21 protein-coding genes are annotated in these 20,200 nt (G+C 57.4%); 13 read left to right on the plus strand and 8 right to left on the minus strand.

The window, feature by feature from the left end; genetic code table 11:
• Window positions 1–58 precede the first annotated feature (58 nt).
• Entirely contained in the window at window positions 59–778 is a 720-nt protein-coding gene (locus GJQ55_RS00155) for a YebC/PmpR family DNA-binding transcriptional regulator (protein ID WP_228345492.1), read from the minus strand.
• 191 nt (window positions 779–969) lie between these two features.
• On the opposite strand from GJQ55_RS00155, the gene GJQ55_RS00160 reads away from it, so the two are divergent.
• Window positions 970–1,656: an OmpP1/FadL family transporter gene (locus tag GJQ55_RS00160; RefSeq protein ID WP_228345493.1), complete on the plus strand. Its 687-nt coding sequence runs from the start codon at window positions 970–972 to the stop codon at window positions 1,654–1,656.
• Window positions 1,657–1,723: 67 nt separating this feature from the next.
• Here the strand turns inward: GJQ55_RS00160 and GJQ55_RS00165 are convergent, their stop codons facing one another.
• The 4 genes from GJQ55_RS00165 to GJQ55_RS00180 all read right to left on the minus strand — a co-directional run bounded on the left by GJQ55_RS00165 (window position 1,724) and on the right by GJQ55_RS00180 (window position 3,409).
• Window positions 1,724–2,038 carry a type II toxin-antitoxin system RelE/ParE family toxin gene (locus GJQ55_RS00165; protein WP_228345494.1) on the minus strand — a complete coding sequence of 105 codons (315 nt, stop codon included), beginning with the start codon at window positions 2,036–2,038 and terminating at the stop codon, window positions 1,724–1,726.
• Window positions 2,013–2,285, minus strand: a complete 273-nt coding sequence (locus GJQ55_RS00170; protein ID WP_228345495.1) for a type II toxin-antitoxin system ParD family antitoxin — start codon at window positions 2,283–2,285, stop codon at window positions 2,013–2,015. Before GJQ55_RS00170 ends, GJQ55_RS00165 begins: the two co-directional genes overlap by 26 nt.
• A gap of 223 nt (window positions 2,286–2,508) precedes the next feature.
• Window positions 2,509–2,724, minus strand: coding sequence for a type II toxin-antitoxin system prevent-host-death family antitoxin (locus GJQ55_RS00175; RefSeq protein WP_228345496.1), 216 nt, complete (start codon window positions 2,722–2,724; stop codon window positions 2,509–2,511).
• Between the two features lie 133 nt (window positions 2,725–2,857).
• Window positions 2,858–3,409, minus strand: coding sequence for a gamma carbonic anhydrase family protein (locus GJQ55_RS00180; RefSeq protein WP_228345497.1), 552 nt, complete (start codon window positions 3,407–3,409; stop codon window positions 2,858–2,860).
• Between the two features lie 101 nt (window positions 3,410–3,510).
• Here GJQ55_RS00180 and prlC point away from each other — a divergent pair, with 101 nt between their 5' ends.
• The 9 genes from prlC to GJQ55_RS00225 all read left to right on the plus strand — a co-directional run bounded on the left by prlC (window position 3,511) and on the right by GJQ55_RS00225 (window position 14,066).
• Window positions 3,511–5,556 carry an oligopeptidase A gene (prlC, locus tag GJQ55_RS00185; RefSeq protein WP_228345498.1) on the plus strand — a complete coding sequence of 682 codons (2,046 nt, stop codon included), beginning with the start codon at window positions 3,511–3,513 and terminating at the stop codon, window positions 5,554–5,556.
• Complete coding sequence (locus tag GJQ55_RS00190) at window positions 5,556–5,843, plus strand: YheV family putative zinc ribbon protein (protein WP_228345499.1); 288 nt, start codon at window positions 5,556–5,558, stop codon at window positions 5,841–5,843. Before prlC ends, GJQ55_RS00190 begins: the two co-directional genes overlap by 1 nt.
• Window positions 5,844–5,946: 103 nt before the next feature.
• On the plus strand, window positions 5,947–7,653 hold the full coding sequence (locus tag GJQ55_RS00195) for a COG3014 family protein (protein ID WP_228345500.1): 1,707 nt from the start codon (window positions 5,947–5,949) through the stop codon (window positions 7,651–7,653).
• A 24-nt stretch (window positions 7,654–7,677) separates the two neighbouring features.
• Window positions 7,678–8,283, plus strand: coding sequence for a penicillin-binding protein activator LpoB (locus GJQ55_RS00200; RefSeq protein ID WP_228345501.1), 606 nt, complete (start codon window positions 7,678–7,680; stop codon window positions 8,281–8,283).
• 1 nt (window position 8,284) lies between these two features.
• Window positions 8,285–9,343 (plus strand): LPP20 family lipoprotein, encoded by a 1,059-nt coding sequence (locus GJQ55_RS00205; protein ID WP_228345502.1) that lies wholly within the window; start codon window positions 8,285–8,287, stop codon window positions 9,341–9,343.
• Window positions 9,344–9,674: 331 nt separating this feature from the next.
• Window positions 9,675–11,156, plus strand: a complete 1,482-nt coding sequence (gene mqo, locus GJQ55_RS00210) for a malate dehydrogenase (quinone) (RefSeq protein WP_228345503.1) — start codon at window positions 9,675–9,677, stop codon at window positions 11,154–11,156.
• A 59-nt stretch (window positions 11,157–11,215) separates the two neighbouring features.
• Complete coding sequence (locus GJQ55_RS00215) at window positions 11,216–12,352, plus strand: Re/Si-specific NAD(P)(+) transhydrogenase subunit alpha (RefSeq protein ID WP_228345504.1); 1,137 nt, start codon at window positions 11,216–11,218, stop codon at window positions 12,350–12,352.
• A gap of 5 nt (window positions 12,353–12,357) precedes the next feature.
• Window positions 12,358–12,642 carry an NAD(P) transhydrogenase subunit alpha part 2 gene (locus GJQ55_RS00220; protein WP_228345505.1) on the plus strand — a complete coding sequence of 95 codons (285 nt, stop codon included), beginning with the start codon at window positions 12,358–12,360 and terminating at the stop codon, window positions 12,640–12,642.
• A 14-nt stretch (window positions 12,643–12,656) separates the two neighbouring features.
• A complete protein-coding gene (locus GJQ55_RS00225; RefSeq protein WP_228345506.1) occupies window positions 12,657–14,066 on the plus strand; it encodes an NAD(P)(+) transhydrogenase (Re/Si-specific) subunit beta in 1,410 nt (469 codons plus the stop codon).
• Between the two features lie 471 nt (window positions 14,067–14,537).
• Here GJQ55_RS00225 and GJQ55_RS00230 read toward each other — a convergent pair whose 3' ends face one another.
• Together GJQ55_RS00230 and GJQ55_RS00235 are read right to left on the minus strand one after the other, a co-directional pair.
• Entirely contained in the window at window positions 14,538–15,113 is a 576-nt protein-coding gene (locus GJQ55_RS00230) for a YceI family protein (RefSeq protein ID WP_228345507.1), read from the minus strand.
• A gap of 29 nt (window positions 15,114–15,142) precedes the next feature.
• Window positions 15,143–15,703, minus strand: coding sequence for a cytochrome b (locus GJQ55_RS00235; protein WP_228345508.1), 561 nt, complete (start codon window positions 15,701–15,703; stop codon window positions 15,143–15,145).
• Between the two features lie 115 nt (window positions 15,704–15,818).
• Here GJQ55_RS00235 and GJQ55_RS00240 point away from each other — a divergent pair, with 115 nt between their 5' ends.
• Both GJQ55_RS00240 and GJQ55_RS00245 read left to right on the plus strand, forming a co-directional pair.
• A complete protein-coding gene (locus GJQ55_RS00240; RefSeq protein WP_228345509.1) occupies window positions 15,819–16,718 on the plus strand; it encodes a LysR family transcriptional regulator in 900 nt (299 codons plus the stop codon).
• Between the two features lie 81 nt (window positions 16,719–16,799).
• On the plus strand, window positions 16,800–17,423 hold the full coding sequence (locus GJQ55_RS00245; protein ID WP_228345510.1) for an SCO family protein: 624 nt from the start codon (window positions 16,800–16,802) through the stop codon (window positions 17,421–17,423).
• Window positions 17,424–17,435: 12 nt separating this feature from the next.
• Here the strand turns inward: GJQ55_RS00245 and GJQ55_RS00250 are convergent, their stop codons facing one another.
• Complete coding sequence (locus GJQ55_RS00250; protein WP_228345511.1) at window positions 17,436–20,012, minus strand: S8 family serine peptidase; 2,577 nt, start codon at window positions 20,010–20,012, stop codon at window positions 17,436–17,438.
• Here GJQ55_RS00250 and GJQ55_RS00255 point away from each other — a divergent pair.
• A complete protein-coding gene (locus GJQ55_RS00255; protein WP_228345512.1) occupies window positions 20,011–20,151 on the plus strand; it encodes a hypothetical protein in 141 nt (46 codons plus the stop codon). The two genes, GJQ55_RS00250 and GJQ55_RS00255, sit on opposite strands and share 2 nt — an antisense overlap.
• Window positions 20,152–20,200 lie beyond the last annotated feature (49 nt).

Raw genomic sequence — 20,200 nt, forward strand, 5'->3', positions numbered from 1 at the left:
CTTTTAAAAGCAGACAAAAAAAGCGCTGCTATTGCAGCGCTGTTGAACAGGGGAGGTATTACTCAAACACACCGTTATGGTAGATGTGTTGCACGTCTTCCAGATCGTTCAGTAAGCCGGCAAAGCGCTCAAACTGCGCGGCGTCATCGCCACTGAGCGGGTGCTCGGTTTGCGGCAAATAAGTGATTTCTTCCACTTCAAAATCCACCTGCGGGTTCAGTTCCTGCACGGCGGTTTTGGCTTTGAAGTAATCGGTGGGCGGGCACAGCACGGTAATCATGCCGTCTTCGCTGTCGATGTCGTTCACATCCACATCGGCTTCCATTAATGCTTCCAGCACCGGTTCTTCGTCGTCACCGGCAAACACGAACATGGCGCGGTGGTCGAACATGTGCGACACCGAACCCTGGCTGCCCAGTTTGGCTTTGCACTTGGAGAACACGCCACGGATTTCACCGAAGGTGCGGTTGCTGTTATCGGTTAAGGCGCTGATCAGCACCATCGCACCGCCGGGGCCGATGCCTTCATACAATGCCGGCTGGAAATCTTCACCCACGCCGCCCTTGGCTTTGTCGATGGCCTTGTCGATAACATGGCCCGGCACCTGGTCTTTCTTGGCGCGGTCAATCAGACCGCGCAGGGTCAGGTTGGCAGAGGGGTCGGTACCGCCGCTTTTGGCGCACATATAAATTTCGCGGCCGTAGCGGGAATACACTTTGGTTTTGGCAGCGGCCGTTTTGGCCATGGACTCTTTACGGTTCTGATAGGCGCGACCCATAGGACTGGCTTCTTCTGCTGATGGTTAAAAAAACGGCTCCGATTGTAACCGCTGCCGGCCATTCTGTCTTGTCCAGTCCGGCGAGATAACTCCTTTTTGGTTATAAGAATATAGAAAAGCATTGGTTAACAGTTATAAGTGGTTTGCCTACACTGCGCAGCATTGTGAATACCCCAGTACCGAGGTCGGTTATGCTTCAGGTTACTCGTCTTGCCAGTGTGATTGCTTTAACCGGTGTGGCCATCAGTGCTCACGCCACCAATGGTTATTTTACCCACGCCACCAGCGTGAAGGCGCAGGGCATGGCCGGTGTGGCTACCGCACTGGCGCACGACAGCCTGACCGCGGCGGTGAACCCGGCGGCCATTGGTAACCTGAGCGCCAAGCAACAGCTGGATCTGGGCGTTACCTACTTTAAGCCGGAGCGTGAAAGCCGGATTTCCGGTAATCCTGGTCTGGATGGTTCATTCGATGGCAACGACACCAAAGCCTTCTGGATGCCGGAAGTGGGTTTTGCCCGTCAGCATTCTGATGTGTTGAGCTACGGCATCGCCCTGTACGGTAACGGCGGCATGAACACCGACTATGCCCGCAATCCCTTTGATCCGTCGAATGCCAGTGGCAGCGCCGGCGTAAATCTGGAGCAGCTGTTTGTTACCAGTACAGTGGCGTACCGCCTGAATGACCAGCATGTGCTGGGTCTGGGCCTGACCTGGGTGCATCAGAGCTTTAAAGCCAATGGTATTCAGGGTTTTGCCATGATGTCTCAAGATGGCGGAGCAGTCAGTAATCAGGGCACCGACACCAGCACCGGCTGGGGCGTGAAACTGGGCTGGCAGGGTGAAGTTCTGAAGGAGCGCCTGACGCTGGTGGCTTGACGCCAGAAGCAGGGGGTTGAAGCCAGAAGCTAAAAAGCGGGAGGTACCGGAAGGTGCTTCCCGTTTTTTAATGCCGCTCGTCCCAGGTATCCGGATTAACGTCCATCCGTTGATGCAGCACCCGGATCAACGTCACACGGGTAGCATCGGTTGTGGTAATCAGCAGATGCCGGTTGCAGACCGCGAACCTTACCGGTGGCGAATACTGCATTTGCAACGGATAGGCGGCTGGTTGCTCTGCTATTTTCTGCAACACCGCCAGCAACTCGTCTAAATAGTCATCGGCCTTGGCCGCCCCCCAGTGTTGGGCGGAGTAATGCCATATATCCAGCAAATCCTGCTCGGCTTGCGGCTGCTTATAAATCTGGCGTGTTGGTGTCATATCGGGCGGCCTCCTGCCGGGCTTTCCTCTTAATGGCATCCATGTCCAGCGCACTCGCTGTGCCGCTGTTCAGCCCCTCGGTAATAGCCGCTTGCAACGCTTCCATATGGCGCAGGCGTTCCTGATCGCGGCGAATCAGGTCACGGATGTACTCGCTGTCATTGGTGAATCCACCCTCTGCAATGCGGGATTTAACCCACTCACTTTGCTGCCCTGTCAGGGTAATGGTTTTCCGGACGGTGCTCATGCCAGTCCTCCTGCATCGGTTATCATACTATTGGTGCAGTATGGCATACGATTTGTGTGGCCAGGAAGCCGGGCAATACAGAGCAGACAGCTTGGCGGACTTGGCTTTGCTGTGTGATCAGCAATGGCGGCAGGAAAACCAGCTGGTGGATGAGCAGGGCGTATTCAGTGAAGGTATCAGAGCGTTCTGAGGTGTAACGCAGCAGACTTTGGTTAGGCCGTATTTACAGCCATTTTGCGAATTGGCGGCGAGCGTCATCATCCGTTGATGTCAGCCTGTTCTGAATCGCCTGCTCACCTCTGGCAATGCCTTCGAGAATTGTCATGCGCCCGTTCATGTGGTCGTGTTCAGTAATCAGTACAGTCTCTGTACTGCTGTGCAGATCCGCCAGAATACGTGTCGCCTGGCGTTTCAGTGGGGTGAAAAGTTCGGTTTTCATGGCTGTTTCCCATTGCGAGCGTCACGTTATTGATTGTGCGGTCAAGTCGGCAGTGCGGTTGGCCGGGCACGCTGTTTTCCAGCCTCCAGCCTCCAGCTTCAGGCGTCTCCCGTCTCCCGTTAAGCATTAAGCATCACAGCGGCTTGTCATACCCCTCCGCAATATGCTTATCCTTCAGCCGCACATAATTGCCCGCACCATAAGTAAAAAAGCTGCGTTCTTTTTCGGTAATGTGGCGCGCCTGTTTGGCGGGGTTGCCGACGTATAAATAGCCGCTTTCCAGACGTTTGCCGGGTGTCACCACCGCACCAGCGGCGACGATCACTTCGTCTTCCACAATGGCGCCGTCCATGATCATGGATTTCATACCGATTAATACGCGGTTGCCGATGGTGCAACCGTGCAGCATGGCCTGGTGGCCGATGGTCACGTCATCGCCAATGATCAGCGGGTAGCCGCCGGGGTTGTAGTCGGAGGCGTGGGTAATGTGCAGTACGGCGCCGTCCTGAACGCTGGTGCGTGCGCCGATGCGGATGTGGTGCATATCGCCACGGATCACCGCCAGCGGCCACACCGAACAATCATCGCCCAGTTCCACATCGCCGATTACCACGGCGCTGCGATCGACGAAAACGCGCTCGCCGAGTTTCGGGCTATGGCCCTGATAGGTACGGATGTCTGCCATGGGGAAGGTGCTCCTGTTATGCTGTGGCCACTTGATTCAGGCCTGATTGGACCCAATTAACGGCCTGAACGCTACTGAAATTCAGCACCGGATTATCCCCTATGAGCAACCCGCTGTCCGAACACCATCGTCTGCCGCCGTTTTCGGCCATTAAACCAGAGCACGTTAAACCCGCCATCGAACAAAGGTTGAACGCCAACCGCGAGCGCGTGCGCGAGCTGCTGGCCAGCGTGCAGAATCCGACCTGGGATAACTTTGTTGCCCCCATGCAGCAGTGGGAAGACGAGCTGAATCAGGCCTGGTCGCCGGTGGGGCACTTAAACGGGGTGCTCAACAGCGATGAGCTGCGCGACGCTTACAACGCCTGTCTGCCGCTGCTGAGTGCCTACAGCACGGAGATGGGCCAGAACAAAGACCTGTGCAATGCCTGGAAAAAACTGCGCGACTCGGCCGAGTACCCGACTCTGAGCAAAGCACAACAGAAGGCCATTGATAACGCCCTGCGCGATTTTCACTTAGCCGGTGTTGATCTGCCCGCTGAGAAAAAAGCCCGCTATGGCGAAATCCGCAAGCGTTTGTCGGAGCTGACCAGCAAGTTCGGCGAGAACGTGCTGGATGCCACCAATGCGTGGAGCAAGCTGATTACCGACAAAGCCGAACTGGCCGGTCTGCCGGACAGCGCGCTGGATTTACTGGCGCAACAAGCCAAAGCCGAAGGGCAGGAAGGCTACCGTATTACGCTGGATTTTCCGTCCTATATGCCAGTGCTCACTTACGGTGAAAACCGCACCCTGCGCGAAGAAATGTATCGCGCCTATGTTACCCGCGCGTCAGAGCTGGGTGCCGACGCCGCGCACGACAACAGCGCCAATATGAACGAAATTCTGCAGCTGCGTTACGAGCTGGCACAGCTGCTGGGCTTTGAGTCGTACGCCCATTATTCACTGGCCACCAAAATGGCGCAGTCGCCGGATGAAGTGCTGGCGTTCCTGAACGACATCGCCCAGAAAGCCAAACCCCAGGCCGAGCGTGAGTTCGCCGAACTGCAGGCGTTTGCTGCCGAGCAGGGCTGCGCCGAACTGAAACCGTGGGATGTGAGTTTCTACAGCGAAAAGCTGCGTCAGGCGCGCTACAGCATTTCGCAGGAAGATATCCGTCCCTACCTGCCGGTGGATAAAGCCATCGGCGGTATGTTCGAAGTGGTGTCGCGTTTGTACGGCGTGACCTTCGAAGAACAGAAAACCTTCGACACTTACCACCCGGACGCACGTTTCTTCCACGTGAATAAAGACGGCCAACAGATTGCGGCTTTCTATCTGGATTTATACGCCCGGCCGAAAAAACGCGGCGGCGCCTGGATGGACGACTGCCGTATCCGTCGCCGTACCGCCGATGGCAGCATGCAGCTGCCGGTGGCCTATCTGGTGTGTAACTTCACCCCGCCGGTAGGCGACAAACCAGCCCTGCTGACCCACGACGAACTGACCACCCTGTTCCACGAATTCGGCCATGGTTTGCACCACATGCTCACCGCCATCGACGTGCCGGATGTCAGCGGCATTAATGGCGTGGCCTGGGATGCGGTGGAACTGCCCAGTCAGTTTATGGAGAACTGGTGCTACGAGCCGGAAGCGCTGGCGTTTATTTCCGGTCACTACCAAACCGGCGAACCGCTGCCACAGGAGTTACTGGATAAACTGCTGGCGGCCAAGCACTTCCAGAGCGCTATGATGACCATGCGTCAGTTGGAATTTGCCTTGTTCGATTTCCGTCTGCACCACGAATATTCCAGTGCCAATCCGGTAACAGTGCAGGACCTGCTGAACGAAGTACGTCAGCTGGTCACCGTGGTGCCGGTGGTGGAATTCAACCGTTTCCAGCACAGCTTTACCCATATTTTTGCCGGTGGTTACGCCGCCGGTTACTACAGCTACAAATGGGCCGAGGTGCTGAGTGCCGATGCCTATTCGCGCTTTGAAGAAGAAGGCATTTTCAATCGCGCAACCGGTGAAAGCTTCCTGCGCGAAATTTTAAGTCAGGGCGGTTCTTCTGAGGCGGCCGAGCTGTTTGAAAACTTCCGCGGCCGTAAGCCGTCGGTGGAACCCCTGTTACGCCATTCCGGCATTATTGTTGAGGAAGTCGCCTGATGACTGAGCAACCCTACAAGCGCCCGCGCCGCTTTATTGCCGGCGTGGTCTGCCCTAAGTGCAACGAAATGGATAAAACCGTGATGTTCACCAACGATGAGGGCGATGAGGTGCGCGAATGCGTGGCCTGTGGTTTCCACCAAACCTACGCTCAGCACGCCGCCGAAGAACAAGCGCAGCAGGAGCTGGCCACCCGGGTTACGCCGGCGGGCAAGACGGTGCTGGATGAAGGTGAACAACCCTTGAAAATCATCGGCTTCGGTACGGTTGATCCAAAGCAAAAATAAACCAATTGGCGGCATCTTCGCCCGAAGTCGCGGTGGTCATATTACGCCGCACTAACTACACTCCCTGCTCTTACCAATAACAGAGCAGGGAGCTTTATAAGCAATGTCTCATTTCTTGCGTCTCACCGGGGCCGCCCTCTGTGCGCTGATTCTCAGCGGCTGTGCTACCTACGGTGCCGGCCTGACCGGAGCCATTGAAGATCTGCAAAAGGGTGATTACGTTGCCTCCGAAGCCAAGCTTCAGCAGGCGCTGAAACCCACCGGTGGTGACCGTCTGCTGCATTACCTTGAACTGGGGGTGGTGAAACACCTGCAGGGCGATTTCGCCGCCAGTAATGCGTTACTGGAAACCGCCGGCCAGATCGCGGAAGACATGGAAACCACCCTGATGAGCGACCTGCTGCTGACGCTGATGTCGAACCCGCGGCAGGGGCCGTATCCGGGGGCCGACTTTGAAAAAGTCTTTATTAACTACTACAAAGCCCTGAACTACTTCGGTCTGGCCCAGCTGGCGCAGACCGATGCCGATCGTCAGGCGGCACTGGATGGCGCCCGCATTGAATCGCGCCGGCTGATTATCCGCCTGAACGATCTCAACACCCGCAAAGGCAATTTCAAAGAAGCCGCCGATGAAGAACAGCAAACCTTTACCCAGCTGCTGAAACTGTTCTCGGCGCTGCAGGGCAACCTGGTCGATATGGACCGCATCAAATACCGCGACGATGCCATGGCGCATTACCTCACCGGTATTACCTTTGAAATGAACCGCGAATACGACGATGCCCGCATCAGCTACCAACGGGCGGCCGAAGCTTATGAAAAAGGCTTTGCCAAACAATACCGGCTGGATGACGGCGTTACCGAACAAGCCTGGTTCGACACCATCCGCATGATGCGTCTGGCCGGTGGTTACGATAGCGAATGGCGCCGGCTGGCCAGTAAAAAACTGAGCAAAGCCCGCCGTGCCGAACTGGACTTGTGGACCCGCGACAAGGCCCAGGTGATTGTGCTGGAGCACAAAGGTCTGGCGCCACACCGTAAAGAAATGAACCTGGAACTGTCCGCCAACCCGAATATGCAGGCGCTGCAATTACGGCCTTATTTTATCGGTAACGATCAGGCGCAGCTGGCCTGGTTCTATGTGCTGTACGCCGACAAAGGCATTCTGGATGCGGTCTCCAATTATCTGGATGCGGTGGAAGTGGGCTATGTGCTGAACAGCTTTACCAAAACCGTGAACATCGGCCCGCTGTGGCAAACCGCCGAAGAGCTGGGGCTGGTAACGGCCATTGGCTCCTCCATGCGCGTCACCGTGCCGTACTACGAGCCGGTGAAAGCGCTGGGCTATTCCAACCTGTCTGTAGGCGGCCAGAGTCTGGCCATGCACAAAGCCTCCAACCCGGCTTTAATGGCCGTACAGGAACAGATGACCCGTGCCGGTTACGATATTCAGATGGCACTGGCGCGCTCGTCCCTGAAAGCCATTACCGCGCAGTCAGTGGGGCAGGTGGGTGGTAACTTTGGTGGCCTGCTGGCCATGGCCGGCAAGCTGGCGGCGCAGCTTACCGATGCTGCCGAAACCCGTAACTGGCTGCTGCTGCCACAGGAAATCCGCTTACGCCGGGTGGTGCTGGAGCCGGGTGAACACGCGCTGACCCTGGAGTCACAACTGCCGACCGGCATAAAACGCTACGATAACCAGATCAGCCTGCAGCCGGGTGAAATTCATTTCTGGCGGGTACGCAGCCTGCCGGAACTGGGGCATACTCAGGCATCGCCGGTTAAACAACTGATTAAAACCTCCAACTGACCATCGGATTAAGGAAGAATCGCTATGCTGACTCAAGTAACCAAACTGACTCTGGCCACCCTGCTGGGTGCTTCTGTACTGCTGAGCGCCGGCTGTGCCACCAAAGTTACCCGTCTGGATGCCAGTGAAGAAGTGGCGTTGTCTGATCGCTGGAATGCCAAAGACTCCGAGCTGGTGGCCAATGAAATGATCACCGACATGCTGTCGTTCCCCTGGGCGCGTGATTTTGAACTGAAAAATAACAATCGCCCGACCGTAATCATCTCGCGCATCAGCAACAAATCGCACGAACACATTGCTATTGATACCTTCACCAACGACATCAAGCGCGCCATTATCCGTTCCGGCCGGGCTGATTTCGTTGCCGCTGGTGACGAGCGTGATGCCGTGCGCGAAGAGCGCCGTGATCAGGAGCTGAACGCCCGCAACGCCAAGGCGCAGGGTAATGAAACCGCCGCCGATTTTGCGCTGTCCGGCAGCATCAACTCCATCGTCGATCAGGTCGGCAAACAACGCGTTACCTTTTATCAGGTGGACCTGAAGCTGATCGATATGGAAAGCAACCGCGAAGTGTGGAACGGCCAGAAGAAGATCCAGAAACTGCAGCAGAAATCGTCCTTCGGTTTCTGATATGAGTTTCCGTAAGCACAAGGCAGGGGCAGCGGTGGCGCTGGCCCTCAGTGCCACCTTGTTGGCCGGCTGTTTACCGCAGTCAGCCAAGCCACAGCAGGACAGTACCAAAGCACGCGCCGAGCGGGCCATGACACCAGACTGGATTACCCAGCTGCCGCAGCGTAATGGCATGGCCTACGGCGTGGGCTCCATGGAGATTTACGGCAGCGTCACCGACGCCATTAAACGGGCCGGCGATCTGGCCCGGGTTGATCTGGTGTCGCAGCTGCGCGTGACCGTCAGCGGTGATTTCAGCGTCGATACCCAGGAACGCAGCGGTACCGGTCAGGCCTCCGAAGTACAGCAAAACGTGCGTAACTATGTGCGCAGCCAGGTGCCGGATGTGCAGCTGGATGAAGTGCAGATCACCGAAACCCACAGCGATGGCAAATACGCCTATGCGCTGGCGGAGCTGGATCGTGCTCAGGCGGCTGCCCGTCTGCGCCGTCAGATTGGTGATATTGATACCGAATTGCGTCGTATCGGTGCACAGCAACCGCAGGGCAGCACCCTGCAGCAGCTGCAGCCGTTATTACCGGCGCTGAAGCAGTTTGCCCTGCGCGATAAAACCTCCGAGCAGCTGGCGCTGATCAGCACCAGCCGCAGCGGGCTGGCGCTGGACGATGACCTGCGGGCGTTGCAGGCGCGCATTGATGGTTTGCTGGATCAGCTGTCCGTGGCGCTGGTGGCGCTGGATGCCGGTGCCGATGCCGTGTCCGGCGGCGTGTTGGAAGTATTAACCCAACAAGGTCTGCGGGTGGAAAACCGTGCCAATGCCGATCTGGTGTTTGAAGTCAGCGCCACGCTCAGCAGCAAGGCCAAGGGCGGCAGTTATTATGTGTTTGCCGATACCCGGGTGACGGTTCGGGATGCCAACGGCCGGGCGCTCAGTTCGTTCAGCAAGCAGGCGCGCGGCGTCTCTGGTCTGGCGGATGTGGCGCGGCAGGCGGCTACCCGCAATGTGGCGGCGCTGCTGGGAGAAGAGCTCAGCATCACGCTGGTGGATAAGCTGCGCTGAGGTGCGCTGTGATTACGGATGATCATCACCAATACCACGGGAGGCTACGGCCTCCCGTTTTTTTATCTGCTGTTTGCTGTTTGCCGGCTGCTGACCGGGCCATCCATAAGCCCATTTCCCGTTATTTCACCGCATATATAACTAAAGGCTTATAGAAATTATAAAAAACTATGGTTGTTCATTAGGTGGCTGGCCATTGTCGGCCACCACGCCCGCCTGTATAAATCGCCGTCCCTGATATGTTTGCGGTGGCAACATGGGCCAAAAGCCCGGGGATTGGTGCAGATCCGCGCCACAGAACACTCTGATTTTTACCTACAGGCGAAATCACATGGCAACAAACACCGTTGACGTACTGCTGGTGGGCGGCGGCGTCATGAGCGCAACGCTGGGCACGCTGCTCAGCAAACTGAACCCCTCACTGCGACTGACCATGGTCGAGCGTCTGGACCACGTGGCCCATGAAAGCACCGACGGGTGGAACAATGCCGGTACCGGTCACGCCGGTTACTGCGAACTGAACTACACCCCCCAGAATGCTGCCGGCGAGGTTGAGATCAACCGCGCCCTGGCCATCAATGCCAATTTCGAAGTATCGCTGCAGCTGTGGACGGCCCTGACCGCCAGTGGCGATTTGCCGGCGCCGCAGAATTTTATTAACCCCACGCCGCACATCAGCTTTGTCTGGGGTGAGAGCAACGTTGCTTTCCTGCGTCAGCGCTGGGAGAAGCTGTCGGCCCATCATCTGTTTGCCGACATGGAATACAGCGAAGACCACGACACCTTGCGTGAGTGGATGCCGCTGGTGATGGCCGGCCGTGGCGCCGATGAAAAACTGGCCGCCACCCGCATCCGCTACGGCAGTGATGTGGATTTCGGTTCCCTCACCCGTCATCTGGTGGCCTCGCTGCAGCAGCGTGACCAGTTTGAATTGCTGCTCAGCCATGAGGTGAGTGATCTGGAACAGCAGCGCAATGGTCGCTGGCTGGTCACCCTGAAAGATCGCCGCAGCGGGCAGAGCAAGGTGGTGAATGCCGGGTTTGTCTTCCTCGGTGCCGGCGGTGGCGCGCTGCCGCTGCTGCAGAAATCCGGCATTCCGGAAAGCAAAGGCTATGGTGGTTTCCCGGTCTCTGGCCAGTGGCTGGTGTGTGAGGACGAAGCCACGGTGAAGCGTCATTACGCCAAGGTGTACGGCAAAGCGGCCATCGGCGCACCGCCGATGTCGGTGCCGCATCTGGATACCCGCATCATCAATGGTAAGCCGGCGCTGCTGTTTGGCCCGTACGCCGGTTTCACCACCCGCTTCCTGAAGGCGGGTTCGCTGCTGGATCTGATCAAATCCGTGCGCCTGAACAACCTGCTGCCGATGCTGGCGGTGGCGGCGACCAATATGGATCTGACCAAATACCTGATTGGTGAAGTGCTGCAGTCGCACACGCAGCGGGTGCAGTCGCTGCGCGATTACTTCCCGGGTGCAGAAGCCGGCAAATGGCGGCTGGCGCAGGCAGGGCAGCGCGTGCAGATCATCAAAAAAGATGCCCGTGGTCGCGGCAAGCTGGAGTTCGGTACCGAACTGGTGGCCGCCAAAGACGGCACACTGGCCGCATTGCTGGGCGCATCGCCCGGTGCCTCGGTAGCCGCTCAGGCCATGATTGAAGTGATCGAGCGCTGCTGCAGTGCCCAGCTGGGTGAGGGCTGGCAAGCCCGCCTGAAAGCGCTGGTGCCCTCCTATGGCGAATCGCTGGTGCAGAACGCTGAGCTGCTGCACGGCATCCGCAGCAACACCTTGTCTGCTTTGGGCTTGCGGCGTTAAGCGCCCGGCCCACGCTTCGCTGATTCCGAATTCAAGTTAATCCAACAGGAGTTTTACCTATGTTATTAGGTGTACCTAAGGAAATTTATCCTGGGGAAGCCCGGGTCGCGCTGATTCCCGCCGGGATTCAGACCCTGCTCAATGCCGGCTTTGAAGTGGTGGTGCAGGAAGGCGCCGGTGACGAAGCCCATTTCAGCGATGACGAGTACCGCAGCGCCGGTGCCAGCATTGCCCCCACGGCCGCCTCGTTATACGAGCAGGCCGACATCATTCTGAAAGTCCGTCAGCCGCTGGATTCAGAACTGCCGCTGCTGAAAGACGGCAGCACTCTGATCTGTATGCTGGACGCCTGGTTCAACCTGCCGCTGATTCAGCAACTGGCCGCTAAAAACGTGCGTTCGTTCGCGCTGGAATTCATTCCGCGTACCACCCGCGCGCAGTCGATGGACGTCCTCAGCTCTATGGGTGCGATCTCCGGTTACCGTTCCGTACTGACCGGTGCGATGGCACTGCCACAGTACTTCCCGATGCTGATGACCGCTGCCGGTACCATTCACCCGGCGCGCGTATTCATCATTGGTGCCGGTGTGGCTGGTCTGATGGCCATCTCTACCGCCCGTCGTCTGGGTGCGGTGGTTGAAGCCTACGATACCCGTGCGGAAGTGCGTGAGCAGGTGGAATCTCTGGGCGCTAAGTTCGTGGAATTCGACCTGCCGCAGGAAGAAGGCGGTGCGACCGGTGGTTACGCCACTGAGAAGTCGGAAGAGTTCTACCGTAAGCAGCGTGAACAGATGACTGCCAAAGTGTCGCAGGCTGATCTGGTCATCACCACCGCTGCCATTCCGGGCAAAATGTCTCCGCGTCTGATCACCAAAGACATGCTGCACTACATGAAGAAAGGTTCCGTGATTGTGGACCTGGCCGCCGAGCGTGGCGGTAACGTCGAAGGCACGGTGGCCGGTGAGAAAGTGTACATCGACGGCGTGGCCGTTATTGGTTACACCGACCATCCGGGCCGCGTACCGGTACACGCATCGCAGCTGCTGACCAAAAACATCTCCACCTTCCTGCTGAACATGGCCAAAGAAGGCCAGCTGAACATCAACATGGCGGACGACATCGTGGCCGCCACGCTGGTGACTGAGGACGGTGACATCAAACACGCGGGCCTGAAAGCCCGGATTGAACAGGAGTAAGCCGGATGGAAATGTTCATCATGAGCCTGACCATCTTCGTACTGGCGATTTTCGTCGGTGTGGAAGTGATCAACAAAGTACCGCCAACCCTGCATACCCCCCTGATGAGCGGTACTAACGCCATCTCCGGTATCGTCGTGGTCGGCGCGATCATCAGCTCCGGCGGCAGCGATCACACCACCGTGCTGTCCACCGTACTGGGCGTGGCCGCCATCGTGCTGGCCACTATCAACATTGTGGCCGGTTTTATGGTGACCGACCGCATGCTGAACATGTTCAAAAAGAAATAAGGTAGCGGACGACAATGGATATTCTGATCAACCTGGGTTACCTCGTTGCTGCGGTGCTGTTCATCATGGGCATCAAAGGCATGACCGCACCGAAAACTGCCGTGCGCGGTAACCAGATGTCGGCCATCGGTATGCTGGTGGCGGTGGTTGCGGCACTGCTCGACTACAACGTGGTCGATTACACCTGGATCATCGTTGGTATTCTGATCGGTGGTGCTATCGGTGTTTTCATGGCGAAGAAAGTGGCCATGACCGATATGCCGGAAATGGTCGCCAGCCTGAACGGTATCGGTGGCGGTGCTTCTCTGCTGGTAGCGGCAGCCAACTATCTGGAAAGCCAGAAACTGGGCGCAGCCGGTAACTTCGTACCGACCTACGACTGGTCCATCGCGGTGATTCTGTCCATCCTGATTGGCGCCGTGACTCTGACCGGTTCCTTCGTGGCCGTGGGCAAGCTGAAAGGCAAAATCGGCGATGCCACCAACGTTAAGTTGTTCAAATGGATCGTTAAACTGTGCCTGCTGACGCTGCTGGCCGGTGCTGCGTACTTTGCCGCCGTTGACCCGCTGAACTCTGACCTGCTGATTGCGGGCCTGATCGTGCTGTGTCTGGTGCTGGGTATCTGTCTGGTGATGCCGATCGGTGGCGCCGACATGCCGGTGGTTGTGGCACTGCTGAACTCTTACTCTGGTCTGGCTGGCGCGGCGGCCGGTTTCGTACTGGGCAACAACGGTTTGATCATCACCGGTTCGCTGGTGGGCGCGTCCGGCATCATCCTGACCTCCATCATGTGTAAGGCGATGAACCGTTCCCTGACCAACGTACTGTTCGGCGGTTCTATGGCAGCCACTGCTGGCGTGAGCAAGTCTGAGAACGATGCTTTCTACGAAGGCAAAGTGAAGTTCTCTTCTGCTGACGAACTGGCCATGCTGCTCGACGGCGCTCAGAAAGTGGTGTTCGTACCGGGTTATGGCCTGGCCGTTGCCCAGGCTCAGCACGCTACCCGCGAACTGGCCAATATGCTGGAAGCCAAAGGCTGCAACGTAAAATACGCCATTCACCCGGTTGCCGGCCGTATGCCGGGCCACATGAACGTGCTGCTGGCCGAAGCCGAAGTGCCGTACGATCAGCTGATCGAAATGGACAGCATCAACCCGGAATTCGCCCAGACCGACGTAGCCATCGTATTGGGTGCCAACGACGTGGTGAACCCGGCTGCCTCTAAAGACCCGGCGTCGCCGATCTTTGGTATGCCGATTCTGGACGTACACAACGCCCGCACCGTCGTGGTTGTGAAACGTGGTCTGTCACCGGGCTTCGCCGGTATCCCGAACGAACTGTTCATCCGCGACAACGCCCTGATGGTATCCGGCGACGCGAAGAAAGTTCTGCAGGACACCATTGCGGCACTGAAAGACCTGTAAGCCGTAACCGGATTACAGTGATGACGAAACGGGAGGCTTTGGCCTCCCGTTTTTTTATGGCGTTTTCGGCGGCTCTTTAACGCTGCTTCTGTCTTAGGGCTTTATTCCGGCGCACAGCTCAAAGACTCGCCGTGAATACGTCCCTGTAGGCTCGGGTGCGCCATCCTTGGCGCACACGGTCTTTTCGCTGCATGCCGGAATGCCCAGCCAGAAACGCTCCGTACGCGTAAACGCTTCTGCCAATCTAGCCTGGGTGCATTTCAGAATGTTGATGAGGCAACCGTGTGCGCCAGGGATGGCGCACTCGAGCCCCCATGGATGGGTTTACGGCGAGTTGCAGAAGCAACTTCTGAAATAAGCACCGCCAGGCGGGCAAAAAAAGCGGGAGGCCAAAGCCGCGTAAGAGCAGCAGTGCCCAATAAATAACGGGAGGCCAAGGCCTCCCGTTTCGTTACCGCAGAAAGCGAAGGCTTACTTGCGGATACCTTCGACATGCAGCTCGATTTCTACTTCGGTAGACGCCGGGCCGAGGTTGTAGTTGATGCCGTAGTCAGCCAGCTTCAGCGTGGTTTTACCTTCAAAACCGGCGCGGTAGCCGCCCCATGGGTCTTTACCTTCGCCAACCACTTTCACCGGGAAGCTGATGGCTTTGGTCACGCCGTTCAGAGTGAAATCACCGCTCAGTACGCCTTCGTTAGCGCTGGTGGCTTTGTAGCCGGTGCTCTTGAAGGTTGATTGCGGGTGTTTGCCCACGTTCAGGAAATCCGCGCTGCGCAGGTGCTTATCACGCTCGGCATGGTTGGAGTCCACGCTGGCGGTGTCGATGGTCACCTGAATGGAAGATTTCTCCGGTGCCTTGGCATCCCATTCAAACTGGCCTTCAAAGGTATTGAAGCGGCCCAGCAGCCAGCTGTAACCCAGATGCTGAATCTTGAACTGAATAAAGGCGTGAGCGCCCTGGGTATCAATTTCATAAGTGGCCGCCTGGGACAGGGACGGCATCAGCAGGGCAGCGCTCAGGCCGGTGGCCAGTAACAGTTTTTTCATGGTGTAACTCCTTGGTTTTGCGTTGAGTTTCAAAGTGAATCGGACGGGTGGTTACCCGCCTTCAGCATCCGGACCAGCGTCCGGTCTTTATCGAAAACATGGTGTTTAATTGCCGCGCCGGCGTGTAAAGCGACCAGGCCGATCAGGCTCCAGGCCAGAATTTCATGAATCTGGCCGGCGGTTTCCTCCTGACCTTTACCGGTCAGCGTGGCGGGTACGTTGAACAGACCAAACACCTCAATGCTGCGGCCATCGGCGGTGGAAATCAGATAACCGCTGATAAACAGCCCCAGCATCAGCAGGTACAGCAACGCATGGGTGAGGGTGGCTACCTTGTGCTCCCAGGCTTTATTGCCCAGCGGCCGCGGCTGCGGATTGCTGAATTTCCACAGCACCCGTGCCAGCCAGGCCAGTGCCAGCACAATGCCGACGCTCTTGTGCAGATCGAGCGAGCCGCGGTACCAGGCGTCGTAGTAGGTGAGTTCCACCATGTATAAGCCCAACCCGAACAGGCCAAAAATGGTCAGTGCCATCAGCCAGTGCAGGCCGATACTGACCCAGCCAAATCCTTCGGTGGTGTTGCGCAGCATGATGCTCTCCGTTGACGTTGATGATTCTTTTTTAACCATAGCGGCTTTAGTCCGCGTTAAAAACCGGCATAATCGGACAACTGTTGTGCAAAACTGCACAACCGGGGGAGCTGATATGTTGGAAACCCGTTGGGATGATATCCGCATTGCCTGGCAGGTGGCGGAATCGGGCAGTTTAAGCCGGGCTGGCGAGCAGCTGGGCATGAACCACAGCACCGTGCTGCGTCACGTCAACCGGCTGGAAGAACAGCTGGGGCTGAAGCTGTTTATCCGTCATCAGCGTGGCTACCGCTTAACCGATGCCGGCCAGCTGCTGCTGGAGAAAATGCGGCCGATTGTGGCGGATATGCAGCGTCTGCAGGGCAGTTTATCTACCCTGGATGCCACGCCGTCGGGTACCTTGCGCATTTCCACCGTGTCGGATTTTTCCGGCTTTTTCACGCCCCTGCTGCACGAATTTCGCGAGCAGTATCCGCAGGTACGGGTGCAGATTGTCGCCACCGACGATGTACTGTCGCTGGCCAGTGGCGAAGTGCATGTGGCCATCCGTATGGGTGCTGAACCACATGAGCCGGATCTGGTGGCGCGGCCATTATTGCAGGCGCGTATGCACTATTACGCCTCGGCCGATTATCTGGCCCGCTATGGCCGGCCGCAGTCACTGGCCGACATAAACCGGCATTGGTGGGTGATGCCCAGTGGCGAAAAGCGCCGCATTTCGGGTATTCGCCAGTTACTGGAGCGGTTAGACCCGAGTCAGATCGCCTTTCAGAGCAACAGTTTCACCGATATTTATTCGGCGGTACGCGAAGGCATGGGCATTGGCCCGGTGGGGGGGCTGCAGCGGGTGCAATGGCAGGATGAAACGCTGCAGCGTATCGACTTCGGCCTGAACACCGAACCGGCGCAGATGTGGTTTGTGTACCACAAAGATATGCGCCGCAGCGCCCGGGTGCAGGCGCTGCAGAGCTTTTTACAACAACGCTTGCCAGCGCTGCAGCAGCGCCTGTTATAACAGGTACTGCGACAGCCGGTCGCAGTTCAGGTGTTTTGTTAATTGTTATACTGCGGCGGTTTTTTTACCGGGAGAAAGTTTATGCAACGCTGGTTTCTGCTGTTTTTACCCTTACTGGCGGCTCTGAGCCTCGGCATCGTGGTCGCCAAAGGGCCGGTCTGGCAGCAGCAGGCGCTGTTGCAACAGGATGGCGTGCAGATTTTCGCCCGTGGCTTACCGGTTTCTGATACTCAGTTTGTGGATCAGTACGGTCAGCCGGTATCCGTGGCGCAGCTGCGTGGGCGGCACCTGCTGCTGTTTTTTGGCTATACCTTCTGTCCGGATATCTGCCCGACCACCCTGATGGATTTAAACCGCCTGTGGAAACAACTGCCGGAGGCCGTGCGGGCTGACTGGCAGGTGATTATGGTGTCGGTGGACCCGCAGCGGGATAGACCGGAATCCATGGCGCCCTATCTGCGTTACTTCAACCCGTCTTTTATGGCCTTTACCGGCAACGAAGCCGGCGTAAAGGTATTGGCGGCGGAACTGAACGCCATTTACAGCAAGGTGGAGCGCGGCCCCGATCAGCCCTATTTAATGGACCACAGCGCCAATCTGGTGATTGTTGATCGTCACGGCAGCTACCGTGGCTATATTGCGCCGCCGCACGATGCCGGCCGGATGCTGCCGTTATTGCAGGCCGTGCATCAGGCGCTGCCATAACGGCTTTTCAGCTCAGCGTGCTTTGCCGGGCTGGCCGGCTGGTTGCAGGTTCTGTATCTGCAGCGTGCCACTGCTGGCCACGCCGCCGGCACCGTTCAGGTTCAGCAGGAAATCCCGGCCAGTAACGTTACGGTCGGTGATGCGGATAATCTGCTCGGCCCCGAGGCTGGGGTAGGCGCCGCAGGTTTCACCGGCACCACAGATCAGCCCGTCCACATCAATATCCGAACCGGCGTACAGGCGGTAATTACCCGGCTCGACCCCGTTAAACACAAAGTAACCTGTGCTGCTGTCAGCAAACACAGTCTGCAGCACGCAGTCTTCGGTAACGCAGTCGGCGTCTTCCAGTAACACATATTGCTGGGTCATGACGCCGGCGCTGATCACTGTGCCTACCTGCATGGTGACGCTGAATTGCAGGGTTTTGGTTACTCCCGCAGCGGTGCTGTCTTCATAGGTAACCCGGATGGTGCCAGCGTATTCACCGTCGATCAGATCTGTGCGGTTAACGCTGGCGGTGTAGGTTCCCAAACCATTGCTAACGCCTGCGGAGGGGGTAATGGTCAGCCAGCTGCTGCTGTCCGTGATCTGAAGCTTGGTCACGTCATTGTCGCCGACGTTGCTCAGCACAAAGCTTTGCTCGGACACAATGCTGGCAAAAAACAGCTGGGTTTTATCAGACTGCACAATGGCGGGCAGGGCAGGTGTGGTGCCACCGGCCGCCAGCCGCCGGGCTTCCGCTACCGCTTTGTAAGCATCAATCTGGCCATAGCCCAGTTGGTTATCACGCCCGCAGGCGGTGGTTTTGTTGGTAATGGCACAGGAGCTGATCAGGCTAACCAACTCAGCTTCAGTTAAGTCCGGATGCACGGCCTTCATCAGCGCAATCACGCCGGCCACGTGCGGGGCGGCCATGGACGTGCCCTGCGAAAATGCCACCGCCGGGACGCGCACACCGCTGCTGTCGTCTGCCACGGTACTGAGCACGCCAAAGTCGACGCCCTGCTGCATTTCGCCGCCTGGCGCGGCGATGTCCACGTAGGTGCCAAAGTTGGAATAACTGGCCTTGGTCGCTTGCGGATTGGTGGCACTGACGCCGATTACCCCCTCATAAGCGGCGGGGTAAAAGGGGGTGGAAACATTCTCGTTACCGGCGGCGGCAACGATAATCACCCCGGCATCACGGGCGTCGGTAATGGCAGAGAGTAATGTATTGGAGAATCCAGTACCGCCAAGACTAAGGTTAATAATATCGGCTTTACGAGTAGGAATTGTGCCACTGTCATTACTAAGGCGTGCGGCGAAGCGGATGCTTTCAGAAATATCAAAAGTGTTACCAATCTTGCCCAGCGCCCGCAGCGGCATAATTTTCGCCCCCCAGCTGACCCCGGCCACGCCAACACCATTGTTGCTGCGGGCGGCTACCGTACCGGCGACGTGGGTGCCGTGCCAGGAGCTGGCGCCAGGGGTATCGCTGTCGCCCGGATCGTCCGGGTTGGCGTCAATGCCGTCACCATCACGGGAAATGCTGGTGCTGCTGATAAAGTCGTAACCGGGTACCAGTTTCGGGGCCAGGTCTGGGTGGGCCAGATACACGCCGGTATCGATCACCGCCACAATAACGGGTTCTTGCGGGGCGTCGACATCGCCGGTGCTCAGATCCCAGGCCTGCGGCAGGTTAATAGCCGGATAATGCCACTGTTGAGCATAGTGGGTGTCATTGGGGATAAGAGTAGGCTGGACAATATAGTTAGGCTCAGCCCATTCCACGTCATCCTGCTTTTGCATGCGTTTGGCTTCGATCAGCGTGCGGCGTTTTTCGTACAGTTCCGGGTTAAAAACCTGCAGCGGGTCATTGCTGCTGACCATGGCGGTGCGAGCGCTGTTCATTGTCACCAGCTGCGGACGCGGTTGCGTGGCGCTGCTGCGGCTGGCGATACCGACAGCGGGTTTGTACTGCACCACCAGTTCACCAGCGACAAAATCGGCCGGCGGCGCAACGGTTGTGCTGCTGGCCGGCAGAATCTGCAGGATGTATTTGGAGATGCCGGAGAAGGCATTGACGTTAATCAGGTATTCACCATCGGTTGGAGCAGAGACTTCCTCCTGGTTGCCAGTCTCGCCTTCATTTTGGGAAAAATCGATATCGTTTGTGCCGCTGCTGTCTAACAGATACAAATCCAGATCATTACTAACACTGGTATCGACCACCTGCAGCCGTACCGTTTGGCCTTGTTGCAGATTTACCTGATAATAATCATCTTCATCAATAGTGCTGGTAAAGCGTTCCTGACTGGAATCTCCACCGGTGCCTCGCGCCGAAGCAAAGCCATGTACCAAGGCGTTGTTGCTGATTATCTGAGGATTATCTGGATCGTCATTGTTGGTGTACTCAGCAAACCGGTCGTTGGTATCGCCATCGACACTGATGCCCGCGGCAATACTAAGCCTGCCGCTGATGTTGAACTGGCTGGCCGGGGCATCCGGCTCTTTAGGCACTTCAATAAACCCACCACCGCCACCGCAGGCGGCCAGCCACAGGCTGCTCAGCAACATAACAACAGGTCGGACGTGCGATCGGATCGGCATGGATAAACTCCGCAAAAGCCAGGCGGGTAAGAAATTGGCCATCATTTTAGCGGCAAGGCAGAATCACCGCCGTGCACTGCGTCGTTTTTATCAGAAATCCGGCTGGTTTTTTGTGACAGACGGTCACCACTCTGGGTGAGTTTCCGTAATTTGCAGTAGCCTTCCGGTGGTTGAAGGATTGCCAAGGA

This window comes from Venatoribacter cucullus (assembly GCF_016132445.1).
GTDB classification, from domain to species: Bacteria; Pseudomonadota; Gammaproteobacteria; order Pseudomonadales; family Oceanobacteraceae; genus Venatoribacter; species Venatoribacter cucullus.